The organism is Ralstonia mannitolilytica (assembly GCF_000954135.1).
Lineage (GTDB): Bacteria > Pseudomonadota > Gammaproteobacteria > Burkholderiales > Burkholderiaceae > Ralstonia > Ralstonia mannitolilytica.
The window spans coordinates 1378232-1391148 of record NZ_CP010799.1 but is presented as its reverse complement, the minus strand read 5'-3'; the positions used below and the strand labels follow the sequence as shown (position 1 = coordinate 1391148).

Here is a 12917-nt window from a genome sequence, read left to right as displayed (position 1 = left end):
CAAGGACCGCTTCAAATGGGGCTTCCCCGCTTTTACGTCGACACCCCGCTCGCCCCGGACACCACCGTCGCGCTGCCTGAACCGGTGACGCGCCATATCCATGTGCTGCGCCTGGCCGTGGGCGATGACGTCTGCCTGTTCGACGGCTCCGGCCAGGAATTCCGGGCGCGGCTCGACGCCATCAACAAGCGCGATGCCACCGCCACCCTCGCAGAGGCGACGCAACCCGATACCGAAGCACGCTATCACCTGACGCTCGCCCAGGGCATCGCCGGCGGCGACAAGATGGACTGGCTGATCGAAAAAGCCGTCGAGCTTGGCGTGCACGCCATCGCCCCGCTGCAGACCGAGCGCGGCGTGGTGCGGCTCTCCGGCGAACGCGCCGTCAAACGCGTGCAGCACTGGCAGGCGCTCGTACAGGCCGCATGCGAGCAATGCGGCCGTGCGCGCGTGCCAAGCGTCGCACCCATCGCCACGCTGCGCGAGTGGCTGGCTGCCGCCCGCTCGACCGACACACCGCGCGTGTTGCTGTCGCCGCGCGGCACGCAATCGCTCACGCAGTGGGCGGCGCAATCCCGCGCACGCATCGAAGCTGCGGGCATCGTTGTGCTGATCGGCCCCGAAGGCGGCCTTTCCCCCGACGAAGAAGCGCTTGTCCAGGCTGCCGGTTTCTTACCACTGACACTTGGACGACGTATTCTCAGAACGGAATCGGCTGCGCTGGTGGCCGTGTCCGCGCTGCACGCCGTACTTGGCGAGTTTTGAGCTCTGACGACAACACCTTGACCGTTTGATCTCACCCCGGCGGGCTTTCTCCCTTTGCCCGCCACTGACCAAAGGAGCTTCATCATGGGTCTACTCGATTCCATCCTCGGCGGCACTGACGCCAATGGCGCGCCATCGTCCCTGCTCGGCAACAAGAAGCTATTGCTCGCCGTGGGCGTGCTGGCGTACCTGGCGATGAAGCACCGGTCCCAAGGTGCCGACGACGCTGCGCCGCAGGCCCAGGCGGACCAGGGCGGCGGCCTGTTCGGTTCGCTCGGCGGCCTGCTCGGTGCAGCCGGTGGCGCGGGTGCCCTTGGCAGCCTGCTCGGCGGGGCCGGCGCAGGTGGCCTGGGCGGCCTGCTAGGCGGGCTGCTTGGCGGTGGCAACGCCGACCATGCGGCTGCCGTCGATGCGGCAGCCCCGGCCGGCATCGGCCCGCTGCAGCAGATCCTGGAGCAGGCCGGCCTGGGCGAACAGGTGAAGTCGTGGATCGGCAACGGGCAAAACCTGCCGGTGTCCGGCGAACAGATCGCACAGGCGCTGGGCGGCACGGGCGCCCTGTCGCAACTCGCGTCGAGCTTCGGAATCAACGAAAGCGATCTTGCCGACCAGCTCGCGGAAGGCCTGCCCGAGGCGGTAAACCACCTGACGCCGCAAGGCACGCTGCCCAACGCGTGAGCGGCAAGCCCCCACAGCAGAAAGCCCGCAAGCGCGGGCTTTTCTTGTCTTCAGGCCGAGGCTGCATCACGCCGCGCCGTACGCCGCCCGCCCCGCCGCGCGCAAGGCTTCCACCACGTGCAGCGCGGCGGGCGACAGCAACCGGTCCGTGCGCGTGATGATGCCGAAGTCGTCCATCTGGCACGGCATCGGCAGCGGCAGGATCTCCACCATGCGATACGACGCGTAGTACTGCGCGACGTCGACGCCAATCACGGCCAGCATGTCGCTCTGCTCGAGGATGCGCGTGAGGAACAGCAGCGCGGAGGTCTCCACCACGCTCGTCGGTGCGGTCAGGCTGGCGCGCTGGAACATGAGATCGAACCGATGGCGCAGCACGCTGCCGATGGGCGGCACCACCCATGTGGCCGATTGCACATCGTTCAGCGTCAGGCTCGGCGCGGCCAGCAGCGGATGCCCCGGGCGGGCGACTGCCACCACCGGCTCGTCGGCCAGCGGCTCGTAGCGCAGGTGCAGCTTGTCGTGCTCGGCAAACAGCCGGCCGACGACAAGGTCGAGCTTGTCTTGCGCCAAGCGCTCCAGCAGCACGTTGCTGTTCTCGATCTCGAGCGACACCCGCAGCCCCGGGTGCTCGCGCGTGACCTGCGCCACCACCGGCGGCAGCAGCCGCACGCCCGGCGACGTGATCGTGCCCACCGCCACATGACCAAGGTGGCCGGCCTTGAGGCCCAGCACTTCCTCCTGCGCCTGGTCCAGGCTGCCGACCACCGCGCGTGCGTGGCGGATCAACGCTTCGCCATAGCGCGTCGGCCGCATGCCGCGCGGCATGCGCTCGAACAGCGGCACGTCGAGCATCGCCTCGAGCTCGCGCAGCAGCTTGGAGGCGGCCGGCTGCGTCATGTTGAGCACCGCGGCGGCGCGGTGGATGTTGCCTTCCTCAGCCAGCGCAATAAGCAGCAGGAGTTGCCGCGTCTTCAGGCGCGCACGCACGTACCACGGACTGGTGTTCGACATCGGAGTGTTCCTGGGATATCGGATTCGATATCGATAGGGGCCAATATTTCATTGGAAGGATATCAGGGCCCTCCGTACACTCGGGGCGATCAAAACCACAACCACACCGGAGACAACGGACGCGCCGCGGCTTCTGCATGCTGCGCCGCCAGTATTGCGCGCGTCCGTCCCACACGCACCCATGGCGGAAACAAAACCCAAGCTGCGCTCGGCCCAATGGTTCGGCACTGCCGACAAGAACGGCTTCATGTACCGGAGCTGGATGAAGAACCAGGGCATTCCCGATCATGAGTTCGACGGCCGCCCGGTCATCGGCATCTGCAACACTTGGTCGGAGCTCACGCCGTGCAACGCGCATTTCCGCAAGCTGGCGGAGCACGTCAAGCGCGGCATCTACGAAGCGGGCGGATTTCCGGTGGAGTTTCCGGTGTTCTCCAATGGCGAATCGAACCTGCGCCCGACCGCCATGCTCACACGCAACCTCGCGGCCATGGACGTCGAAGAGGCGATTCGCGGCAACCCGATCGACGCGGTGGTGTTGCTCACCGGCTGCGACAAGACCACGCCGGCCCTGCTGATGGGCGCGGCCAGCTGCGACGTGCCGGCCATCGTGGTGACCGGCGGGCCGATGCTCAACGGCAAGCTCGACGGCAAGAACATCGGCTCGGGCACCGCCGTGTGGCAACTGCACGAAGCGCTCAAGGCCGGCGAGATCGAGCTGCATCACTTCCTCTCGGCCGAAGCGGGGATGTCGCGCTCGGCCGGCACGTGCAACACGATGGGCACGGCGTCCACCATGGCGTGCATGGCGGAGGCGCTGGGTACCTCGCTGCCGCACAACGCGGCCATCCCGGCGGTGGATGCGCGGCGCTACGTGCTGGCGCACATGTCGGGCATCCGCATCGTCGAGATGGCCCTGGAAGGGCTGGCGCTGTCGAAGGTCCTCACGCGCGAAGCGTTCGAGAACGCCATCCGCGTGAACGCAGCGATCGGCGGCTCGACCAATGCGGTCATCCACCTCAAGGCGATTGCCGGGCGCATCGGCGTGCCGCTCGAGCTCGAAGACTGGACGCGCATCGGGCGCAACACGCCGACCATCGTTGACCTGATGCCCTCGGGCCGCTTCCTGATGGAGGAGTTCTATTACGCCGGCGGCCTGCCAGCCGTGCTGCGCCGCCTGGGCGAGGCCAAGCTGCTGCCGCATCCCGACGCGCTGACGGTCAACGGCAAGACCCTGTGGGAGAACGTCAAGGACGCGCCCATCACCGACGACGAAGTCATCCGCCCGCTCAGCAAGCCGCTGATCGCCGACGGCGGCATCCGCGTGCTGCGTGGCAACCTGGCGCCGCGCGGTGCGGTGCTCAAACCCTCCGCGGCGAGTCCGGAGCTGCTCAAGCATCGCGGCCGCGCCGTCGTGTTCGAAAATCTCGAGCACTACAAGGAGCGCATCGTCGACGAAACCCTGGAGGTGGATGCCAGCTCCGTGCTCGTGATGAAGAACTGCGGACCGAAGGGCTATCCGGGCATGGCCGAGGTCGGCAACATGGGCCTGCCGCCCAAGCTGCTGCGTCAGGGCGTGAAGGACATGGTGCGCATCTCCGACGCCCGCATGAGCGGTACCGCCTACGGCACGGTGGTGCTGCACGTGGCGCCCGAAGCCGCCGCCGGTGGACCGCTCGCGGCCGTGCAGGACGGCGACTGGATCGAACTCGACTGCGAGGCCGGCACGCTGCACCTCGACATCTCGCCTGAAGAACTCGCCAGCCGCCTGGCGGCCTACCCGCACCAGCGCTCGCACGGCGAAGCGGGGGGTTACCAGCGCCTGTACGTCAACCACGTGCTGCAGGCCGACGAAGGCTGCGACCTCGATTTCCTGGTCGGCTGCCGGGGCGCGGCCGTGCCGCGCCACTCCCACTGAGCCGAGGGCACACATGGCGACCACTCAAACCGTCAGCACGCCGACTTCGGCCCGCACCGCCCACACCACCCTGGCCGACGCCTCGCAGGAGCAGCGCATCATCGGCATGCTCACGCGCAAGCTGATGCCGTTTCTCGCGCTCATCTACGTGGTGGCGTATATCGACCGCTCGGTGGTCGGATTTGCGAAGCTGCACATGAATGCGGCGGTCGGTATCGGCGATGCGGCCTACGGGTTGGGCGCAGGGTTGTTCTTTGTCGGCTATTTCCTGTGTGAAGTGCCGAGCAACCTGGCGCTGGAACGCTTTGGCGCGCGCCGCTGGTTCGCGCGCATCCTGTTCACCTGGGGCGTGATCACCATGGCCATGGCGCTCGTGAGCGGGCCCGTCAGCTTCTACGTGCTGCGCTTTCTGCTCGGTGCGGCCGAAGCCGGCCTGTACCCCGGCATCCTCTACTTCCTGACCAAGTGGTTTCCGATGCGCCATCGCGCACGCGTCGTCGGCCTGCTGGTGCTGGCGCAGCCCATCGCGCTCATCATCACGGGGCCGGTGGCAGGGTGGCTGCTGTCGGTGCCCGGCGCGTTCGGGCTGTCGAGCTGGCAGATGCTGTTCGTGTGGAGCGGCTTGCCGGCTGTGCTGCTGTGCCTGCCCACGCTGCGCGTGCTGCCGGAATCCCCGGCGCATGCACGGTGGCTGCCCGCCGCCGACCGCGCGTGGATCGAGCACGAGCTGGCCGCAGACCACGCCGCCTATGCGCTGAAGTCGCACGGCAACCCGCTCAAGGCGCTCAAGGATGTGCGCGTCCTGGCGCTGGCGCTGCTGTTCCTGCCGTTTCCCCTGAGCATCTACGGCCTCTCGCTGTGGCTGCCGACCATCATCAAGCAGTTTGGCGTGAGCGATGCCACCACGGGCGTGCTGTCGGCGGTGCCATATCTGTTTGCCGTGGTGGGCCTGCTCCTGGTGCCGCGCCATTCGGACCGCACGGGCGAGCGGTACTGGCATATCGCCGCCCTGTCGGCGCTGGCTGCGGTGGGCATGGCGGCCAGCGCGTGGGCGCAAACGCCCGCGCTGCAACTGGCCTGCCTGTGCCTCTTCGGGTTTGCGGCCTATGCGATCCAGGCCGTGGTGTGGGCGCTCCCGGGGCAGTTCCTGACAGGCGCGAGCGCCGCGGTCGGCATCGCCACCATCAATTCGCTGGCCAATCTGGGCGGCTACTTCGGCCCTTACGGCATCGGCGTCATCAAGAACGCCACGGGCAGCCTGTCCGCCGGCCTGTACTTCCTCGCCGCCGCGCTCGTGTTTGCCGTGATGATGACGTTTGTCGTGCGCGCCCTGCTGACGGCGCGGCCTGCACGCTGATCGCAACACGTTCGCTGACTTCCTCCCATTCCAGATTCCATGACCCGCAAGCCGCGCTATCAGGGCATCTTTCCGGTGGTGCCCACCACGTTCACAGAAACCGGCGAGCTCGACCTCGCCAGCCAGAAGCGTGTCATCGACTTCATGATCGACGCGGGCTCGGACGGCCTGTGCATCCTGGCCAACTTTTCGGAGCAGTTCTCGCTGTCCGACGACGAGCGCGAAGTGCTCACCCGCACGGCGCTCGAGCACGTGGCGGGCCGCGTGCCGGTGATTGTCACAACGTCGCACTACAGCAGCCAGGTGTGCGCACAGCGCAGCCGCCGCGCCCAGGACATGGGCGCCGCCATGCTGATGATGATGCCGCCGTACCACGGCGCCACCTTCCGCGTGCCAGAAGCGCAGATCTACGAATTCTTCGCGCGCGTGTCCGACGCGGTGGACATTCCGATCATGATCCAGGATGCGCCGGCCAGCGGCACGGTGCTGTCGCCCGCCTTCCTCGCGCGCATGGCCCGCGAGATCGAGCAAGTGGCCTACTTCAAGATCGAAACGCCCGGGGCTGCGGCCAGGCTGCGCGAACTGATCCGCCTCGGCGGTGACGCGGTGGAAGGCCCGTGGGACGGCGAAGAAGCCATCACGCTGCTGGCCGATCTCGACGCCGGCGCCACGGGCAGCATGACCGGCGGCGCGTATCCCGACGGCATCCGGCCGATCATCGAGGCGCACGCCCAAGGGCAGCTCGACCTAGCCTTCGAGCGCTATCAGCGCTGGTTGCCGCTCATCAATCACGAGAACCGCCAGGCCGGCCTCCTCGCCGCCAAGGCGCTGATGAAGGAAGGCGGCGTGATCGCGTGCGAGGCGCCGCGCCACCCGTTGCCGCCGATGCATCCGGAAACGCGGCGCGGCCTGATCGACATTGCGCGGCGGCTCGATCCGCTCGTGCTGCGCTGGGGGCGATAGACCATGCACCGAGAACTCACGCAGGTGTCGATCGGCATCGTCGGTGTGGGCAAGATCGCGCGCGATCAGCACCTGCCGGCGTTGGCCGCAGAACCGGGATTCAGCCTGGCAGCGTGTGCGAGCCCGCATTCGCGTGTGGAGGGGCTGCGGCACTACACGTCGCTCGAGGCCATGCTGGCCGCCGAGCAGGAGTTGCAGGCCGTATCGCTGTGCACGCCGCCGCAGGTGCGCTTTGCGCAAGCCCGCACGGCACTGGCCGCCGGCAAGCACGTGATGCTGGAGAAGCCGCCCGGCGCCAGCGTGTCCGAAGTCGGCCTCCTCGCCCAGATGGCACGCGAACGTGGCCGCACGCTGTTCGCGTCCTGGCATTCGCGCCACGCCCCGGGGGTCGAGGCGGCACGCGCGTGGCTTGCTGAGCGGGCCATCTTCTCGGTCGACGTGCAATGGAAGGAAGACGTGCGCCGTTGGCACCCGAACCAGCAGTGGATCTGGGAACCAGGCGGGCTGGGCGTGTTCGACCCCGGCATCAACGCGCTGTCGATCCTGACGCGCATCCTGCCGCGCGCGTTCTTCCTGAAGTCCGCCGAGCTGTGGGTACCCGCCAACCAGCAAACGCCGATTGCCGCGAACCTCAACTTTACGGATGCGCGCGGCACGCCCATCCACGCGGAGTTCGACTGGCGCCACGATGCCGGCGAGCTCTGGCAGATCGAAGTCGCCACGCGTGACGGCACGCTGCGGCTCGCGCATGGCGGCAAGGAACTGACCATCGACCGGGTCGGTATCGAGATCGGCCCGGAGCGCGAATACCCCAGCCTGTACGCCCGCTTTCTTGAGCTGATCCACGCCGGCCAGAGCGACGTGGACGTCCGCCCGCTGCAGCACGTGGCCGACGCCATGCTGCTCGGCCGGCGCCACCTGGTCGAACCGTTCGAGCCCTGAAGTCACACCGCAGTACGTCGTGCCACTAGAGCCATACCAACGAGGAGACAAACCATGCAACACAAACTTCGCCGGCTGACCCTGTCCGCCCTGGCCGCTGCCCTGTGCCTGGGGTCGCTGGCCGCCAGCCTGCCCGCCCATGCAGACGAGCCGCTCAAGATCGGCTTCCTGGTCAAGATGCCCGAGCAGGCCTGGTTCATCAACGAGCAGAAGGCCGCCACGGATCTCGGCAAGAAGGACGGCTTCACGGTCGTGAACATCGGTACGCCCGATGGCGAGAAGGTGCTGTCCGCCATCGACAACCTCGGCGCGCAAGGCGCCAAGGGCTTTGTCATCTGTGCGCCCGACGTGCGCCTGGGCCCGGCCATCAAGGCGCGCGCCAAGCGCTATGACATGAAGTTCGTCACCGTGGACGATCAACTCGTGGATTCGTCCGGCAAGCCGCTGGCCGACGTGCCGCACCTCGGCATGTCCGCCTTCAAGATCGGCAACCAGGTCGGCCAGGCCATCTCCGACGAGATGAAGCGCCGCGGCTGGAAACCCGAAGAGGTCGGCGCGCTGCGCATCACCAACTACGAGTTGCCGACCGCCAAGCTGCGCACCGACGGCGCCACGCAGACGCTGCTGGCCGGCGGCTTCAAGAAGGAGAACATCTTCGACGCGCCGCAGAAGACCACCGATGACGCAGGCGGCTTCAATGCGGCGTCGCCGGTGCTGGCGCAGCATCCGAACATCAAGAAGTGGGTGATCTTCGCGCTCAACGAAGAAACCGTGCTGGGCGGCGTGCGGGCGACCGAGCAATTGCACATTCCCGCGGCCGATGTGATCGGCGTCGGCATCAACGGCGCGGGGGAGGCGTTTGCCGAGTTCCAGCGCAAGGAACCGACAGGCTTCTTCGGCACGATCGCCGTGAGTTCGACGAGCCACGGCAAGGACAGCGCCGCCAACCTCGTCCAGTGGATCAAGACCGGCAAGCAGCCGCCCGCCGATACGCAGACCACCGGCAAGCTGATGACGCGCAGCAACTGGCAGGAGGTGCGCAAGGAACTGGGCATTTGATGCAACGCGCGGCGCGGGCCTGCTCCGCGCCCCACGCGCATCCGCAAAGAGCAATCGATGACAGTCCAATCACTTGATGCGAGCGGTCCGGCCGACGCTTCCGCTGGCGCCTATCTGAAGCTCGACGGCATCACCGTGCGCTTTCCTGGCGTGCTGGCGCTCGACCACGTATCGCTCGACATCCGTCGCGGCGAGGTGCACGGCCTGATGGGCGAGAACGGCGCCGGCAAATCGACGCTGCTCAAGGTGCTGTCGGGCGTCAACCAACCGGAGGACGGCACGCTGTCGCTCGGCGGCGTGCCGCAGCAGTTCACGAACACGCGCGCGGCCATCGCGGCGGGCATTGCGATCATCTACCAGGAGCTGCACCTCGTGCCGGAGCTGACGGTGGCCGAAAACCTGATGCTCGGCGCGCTGCCCAACCGCCTCGGCGTGCTCGACGAGAAAACGCTCATGGCGCGTGCGCTGCGCGAGCTCGAACGCCTCGGCGAGAAGCTGGACCCGAACCAGCCGGTCAAGCACCTGTCGATCGGCCAGCGCCAGATGATCGAGATCGGCAAGGCGCTGATGCGCGATGCGCGCGTCATCGCATTTGACGAGCCGACGAGTTCGCTGTCCTCGCGCGAGACGCAGCAGCTGTTCCGCATCATCCGCGCGCTGCGGGCCGAAGGCCGCGCCGTCATCTACGTGACGCACCGCATGGAAGAGGTGTACGAGCTGTGCGACCGCGTCACCGTGTTCCGGGACGGCCGGCGCATCGACACGTTCGACGCCGGCGCGGGCCTCGACCGCGAACGGCTGATCCGCGGCATGGTCGGCCGCGACATCCAGGACGTCTACGGCTATCGGCCACGCCAGCTCGGCGAGGTGCAGGTCGACGTGCGCGGCCTGATGGGCCCGGGCCTGCGCGAACCCGCCTCGTTCACGGCACGCGCCGGCGAGATCGTGGGCTTCTTCGGGCTGGTCGGCGCGGGGCGCTCGGAATTGATGAAGCTGCTGTACGGCGCAGTCAAGCCGACCGCAGGCGAGGTGCACCTCAAAGGCAGGCGCGTACAGTTCAGCACGCCGCGCGATGCCGTGCGCGCCGGCGTCGCCCTCTGTCCGGAAGACCGCAAGCAGGAAGGCATCGTCGCCATCGCCTCGGTGTCGGACAACCTCAACATCAGCTGCCGGCGCCACTTCAGCCGCTTCAACGTGCTGAACAACCGGCAGGAGGCGCGGACCACGAAGGCGTTCATCGACAAGCTTGCCATCAAGACGCGCAACGGCGACACGCCGATCGGCAAGCTCTCGGGCGGCAACCAGCAGAAGGTGATCCTGTCGCGCTGGCTGGCCGAAGACATCGACGTCTTCCTGATGGACGAGCCCACGCGCGGCATCGACGTCGGCGCCCGCAGCGAGATCTACAGCCTGCTCTACGGCCTGGCCGAGGCCGGGCGCACCGTCATCGTCGTGTCGAGCGACCTGGCCGAAGTCATCGGCGTGGCCGACCGCGTGCTCGTCATGAAGGAAGGCCGCATCGTCGGCGATCTGCCGAGGCAGCACGCCACGCCCGACGCACTGATCAAACTCGCGCTGCCGCGCTGAAGGCGCGCCACTCACGGGCCGCGCAACGACCATGGAAACCGAACCTATGCAAACGCCATCCACCGAACCTGTGTCGGGCGCGCCATCGCTGGCACCTCCGCGCCTCGGCAACCGCGCCACCCTGGCGTGGGAACTCGTCAACCGATCGGGCATCGTCGTGGTGTTCCTGCTGCTGTTTGCGACCCTCGCCTTCACCGTGCCGGGCTTCGTGAGCAGCCGCAACATCCAGGGCCTGCTGCTGTCGGTCACCCTCATCGGCTCGATCTCGGTGACGATGATGTTCGTGCTCGCGCTCGGCGAGGTCGACCTGTCCGTCGCGTCCATCGTCGCGTTCGCGGGCGTGGTCGCCTCCACGCTCATCACCGCCACGCACAGCGTGATGCTGGGCGTGGCGGCGGGCGTGCTGGCCGGCGGCCTGGTCGGGCTGGTCAACGGGGTGCTCGTGGCGCGGTACCAGATCAACTCGCTGATCGTCACGCTGGCCATGATGGAAGTCGTACGCGGCCTCGCCTACATCACCTCCAACGGCGACGCGGTGATGATTTCCGAAGAGCGTTTCTTCGATCTCGGCGGCGGCGCGTTCCTGGGCATCTCCTACCCGATCTGGAGCAACATCGTCGGCTTCGCGCTGTTCGGCTTCCTGCTCAAGAAGACCGTCTTCGGCAAGAACGTGCTGGCCGTGGGCGGCAATGAGGAGGCGGCCCTGCTGGCCGGCCTGCCGGTCATGCGCATCAAGATCGCCGTGTTCGTGCTGCAGGGCCTGGTGACGGGCTTTGCCGGCGTGATGCTCGCCTCGCGCATGAGCCTGGGCGACCCGAAGACGTCGGTCGGGCTGGAGCTCGGCGTGATTTCCGCTTGCGTGCTGGGCGGCGTCTCGCTGACGGGCGGCGTGGCGACGGTCTCGGGCGTCCTCGTCGGTGTGCTCATCATGGGATCCGTGCAGAACGCGATGAGCCTGATGAACGTCCCGACGTTCTATCAGTACCTGATCCGCGGCGGAATACTGCTGCTCGCGGTCTGGTTCGACCGCATCCGCCGCAACAAGCGCGCGGCCTGAGCCGCAGCGTTCACCAGACGCAAAAAAGCCCGCAGTTGCGGGCTTTTTCATCGCTACGCCGAGGAACCGGCCGGCCGCCTCAGGCGAAAGAGTAGAACACGCGGAACTGCACCTTCCGCTCCGCCCAGAACTCGGCCGCATCGCGAAACACATCCAGCAGCGTCTCGCGCGCTTCCTTGTCGAACTTGGGCTGGCACGGCAGGCCCTCGAGCACGATCACGAAACCCGGTTGCGGGCCGGCCTTGTAGATCATGTCGGTCAGACAATCGGCCAGCGCATCGAAGTTCTTCCCGAAATGCTTGGGAAAGAGGAATTCGCGCGCGATGACGTCCAGCACTTCGCTCTTCGTGGTGGCCGCCGAACAGTTGGCGTACAGGAAGTGCTGGCCCAGGCTTGCCGCCGATTCGGCCAGGTCCGCCACGCGAAACGCACGAATCGACTGCACGATGTTCGGACGCACGGTCTTGAACAGGTTCATGGCGTCTTCGCGGCCTCCGTCGTCCGTCTTGGTAATGTCCTGCGTCATGCTCGTCTGCGGCGGTTTTGCCGTCGCACCCCCAAGGCGTGCGCCGAGGGATTGCATCCCGACCACGCCGTCGTACAGATTTTGCGCCTTGTGCCACGCTTCGCGGGCCACGCGCTCATCGCGTGCGGTGAGCGAGTCGTCCAGCCCAAACATGTTGGTCGTCATCGCTGTATCCGTTGAAAACTGTTGTAGTGATCTTCCGTGTAATAGCAGTCGTTGGCCGCCTGCTGGTCGCCGCCGCAGATAATGCGCCTGGCGCCCCGGTTGCGGGCACCGCGCGTCTTGACGGTGTATTCGCGGTAGTAGCCGCGCCGTTGCGCCGGCAAACGTCGCTCATAATTGCCGAAGGTGGTGCCATCTTTCGCATACGGAAAGGGGCCGCCCTGCTCAATCAACGCGAGCGTGCGCTGCGCCTCGTTGGGCAAATCTGCGACGCGAATGGTTCCCAGCCCGGCGTTGAGATTCGTGGTATCTCGCGCAATCGCGCTGGCCGGCACTCCGGCCACCGAGAACGCCAGCGTCGCCGCTACCGCGCCGCGCACCGCCACCTGGCAAACGGAGCGCCTGATCCACGCTCCAAGTCGCTTTGTCATCAGCAAGGCCCTAACGGGAGAATCGCGCCGACAGGACAGCCCGGCGCAGGTTACAAGCGCAGGCGGCCGTCTCGTGAATCCAGACGACCGGTTTGCAGCTGAAAGCGAAGCGGCTCAATCAAGAGGCCTTGCGGGGAGAATGACAAGTCGGGCGAGCGCCGAAGACGACTTGGGGAATCCTTCCGCTTGCAACACCGATTGCGTGCACAGAACAAGGCAAACCGAACGCGTACAAAACATCGCTTTTTTGACTGCGCCCAGGCGATTACCGGCCTCGTGTGCTCAGAAGCACCCCTTCAGGCCGTAAGGGTACGCTCATCGATGACAACAATCAACCGGCGGCCGATGTTGGAGCGGTTTTTTGTTGCCAGTCTTAACGCTGTCGCAATGTGAGCGCACACACACTTGGCGAGCCAAAAAAGAAGAGCGCAGCATCGTGCGCCCCCTTCTTGTGCAAT

12 protein-coding genes are annotated in these 12917 nt (G+C 66.8%); 9 read left to right on the top strand and 3 right to left on the bottom strand.

All coding sequences use genetic code 11. From position 1 onward, the window contains the following. Positions 1-15: 15 nt before the first annotated feature. Positions 16-765 (top strand): 16S rRNA (uracil(1498)-N(3))-methyltransferase, encoded by a 750-nt coding sequence (locus TK49_RS06610; protein WP_045786006.1) that lies wholly within the window; start codon positions 16-18, stop codon positions 763-765. Positions 766-849: 84 nt separating this feature from the next. After that, entirely contained in the window at positions 850-1443 is a 594-nt protein-coding gene (locus TK49_RS06605; protein ID WP_045786005.1) for a YidB family protein, read from the top strand. A 66-nt stretch (positions 1444-1509) separates the two neighbouring features. Here TK49_RS06605 and TK49_RS06600 read toward each other — a convergent pair whose 3' ends face one another. Then, positions 1510-2457, bottom strand: a complete 948-nt coding sequence (locus tag TK49_RS06600; RefSeq protein ID WP_045786004.1) for a LysR family transcriptional regulator — start codon at positions 2455-2457, stop codon at positions 1510-1512. A 181-nt stretch (positions 2458-2638) separates the two neighbouring features. Here TK49_RS06600 and TK49_RS06595 point away from each other — a divergent pair, with 181 nt between their 5' ends. From TK49_RS06595 to araH, 7 genes are read left to right on the top strand one after another with little or no spacing between them, the layout of a single operon-like run. Beyond that, on the top strand, positions 2639-4375 hold the full coding sequence (locus TK49_RS06595; RefSeq protein ID WP_045786003.1) for an IlvD/Edd family dehydratase: 1737 nt from the start codon (positions 2639-2641) through the stop codon (positions 4373-4375). Positions 4376-4388: 13 nt separating this feature from the next. Beyond that, positions 4389-5732: an MFS transporter gene (locus TK49_RS06590; protein ID WP_045786002.1), complete on the top strand. Its 1344-nt coding sequence runs from the start codon at positions 4389-4391 to the stop codon at positions 5730-5732. 39 nt (positions 5733-5771) lie between these two features. Next, positions 5772-6695 (top strand): dihydrodipicolinate synthase family protein, encoded by a 924-nt coding sequence (locus TK49_RS06585; RefSeq protein ID WP_045786001.1) that lies wholly within the window; start codon positions 5772-5774, stop codon positions 6693-6695. Positions 6696-6698: 3 nt separating this feature from the next. Then, on the top strand, positions 6699-7637 hold the full coding sequence (locus TK49_RS06580; protein ID WP_045786000.1) for a Gfo/Idh/MocA family protein: 939 nt from the start codon (positions 6699-6701) through the stop codon (positions 7635-7637). A 54-nt stretch (positions 7638-7691) separates the two neighbouring features. After that, complete coding sequence (locus TK49_RS06575) at positions 7692-8696, top strand: arabinose ABC transporter substrate-binding protein (protein WP_045785999.1); 1005 nt, start codon at positions 7692-7694, stop codon at positions 8694-8696. 57 nt (positions 8697-8753) lie between these two features. After that, complete coding sequence (gene araG / locus TK49_RS06570; RefSeq protein WP_045785998.1) at positions 8754-10283, top strand: L-arabinose ABC transporter ATP-binding protein AraG; 1530 nt, start codon at positions 8754-8756, stop codon at positions 10281-10283. A gap of 46 nt (positions 10284-10329) precedes the next feature. Continuing rightward, on the top strand, positions 10330-11340 hold the full coding sequence (gene araH, locus TK49_RS06565; protein ID WP_045785997.1) for an L-arabinose ABC transporter permease AraH: 1011 nt from the start codon (positions 10330-10332) through the stop codon (positions 11338-11340). 79 nt (positions 11341-11419) lie between these two features. Here the strand turns inward: araH and TK49_RS06560 are convergent, their stop codons facing one another. Both TK49_RS06560 and TK49_RS06555 read right to left on the bottom strand, forming a co-directional pair. Beyond that, the gene (locus tag TK49_RS06560) at positions 11420-12031 is read right to left on the bottom strand and encodes a barstar family protein (RefSeq protein ID WP_045785996.1); all 612 of its coding nucleotides are present in this window, start codon (positions 12029-12031) and stop codon (positions 11420-11422) included. Further along, positions 12028-12459: a ribonuclease gene (locus TK49_RS06555; protein WP_045785995.1), complete on the bottom strand. Its 432-nt coding sequence runs from the start codon at positions 12457-12459 to the stop codon at positions 12028-12030. Before TK49_RS06555 ends, TK49_RS06560 begins: the two co-directional genes overlap by 4 nt. Positions 12460-12917: the final 458 nt, after the last annotated feature.

Excerpts from the sequence above, each read along its gene's own strand:
- TK49_RS06575 (WP_045785999.1), top strand. The coding sequence starts at position 7,692 with ATGCAACACAAACTTCGCCGGCTGACCCTGTCCGCCCTGGCCGCTGCC.
- TK49_RS06605 (WP_045786005.1), top strand. The coding sequence starts at position 850 with ATGGGTCTACTCGATTCCATCCTCGGCGGCACTGACGCCAATGGCGCG.
- TK49_RS06585 (WP_045786001.1), top strand. The coding sequence starts at position 5,772 with ATGACCCGCAAGCCGCGCTATCAGGGCATCTTTCCGGTGGTGCCCACC.
- TK49_RS06600 (WP_045786004.1), bottom strand. The coding sequence starts at position 2,457 with ATGTCGAACACCAGTCCGTGGTACGTGCGTGCGCGCCTGAAGACGCGG.
- TK49_RS06610 (WP_045786006.1), top strand. The coding sequence starts at position 16 with ATGGGGCTTCCCCGCTTTTACGTCGACACCCCGCTCGCCCCGGACACC.
- TK49_RS06555 (WP_045785995.1), bottom strand. The coding sequence starts at position 12,459 with ATGACAAAGCGACTTGGAGCGTGGATCAGGCGCTCCGTTTGCCAGGTG.
- araG (WP_045785998.1), top strand. The coding sequence starts at position 8,754 with ATGACAGTCCAATCACTTGATGCGAGCGGTCCGGCCGACGCTTCCGCT.
- araH (WP_045785997.1), top strand. The coding sequence starts at position 10,330 with ATGCAAACGCCATCCACCGAACCTGTGTCGGGCGCGCCATCGCTGGCA.
- TK49_RS06560 (WP_045785996.1), bottom strand. The coding sequence starts at position 12,031 with ATGACGACCAACATGTTTGGGCTGGACGACTCGCTCACCGCACGCGAT.
- TK49_RS06590 (WP_045786002.1), top strand. The coding sequence starts at position 4,389 with ATGGCGACCACTCAAACCGTCAGCACGCCGACTTCGGCCCGCACCGCC.
- TK49_RS06580 (WP_045786000.1), top strand. The coding sequence starts at position 6,699 with ATGCACCGAGAACTCACGCAGGTGTCGATCGGCATCGTCGGTGTGGGC.
- TK49_RS06595 (WP_045786003.1), top strand. The coding sequence starts at position 2,639 with ATGGCGGAAACAAAACCCAAGCTGCGCTCGGCCCAATGGTTCGGCACT.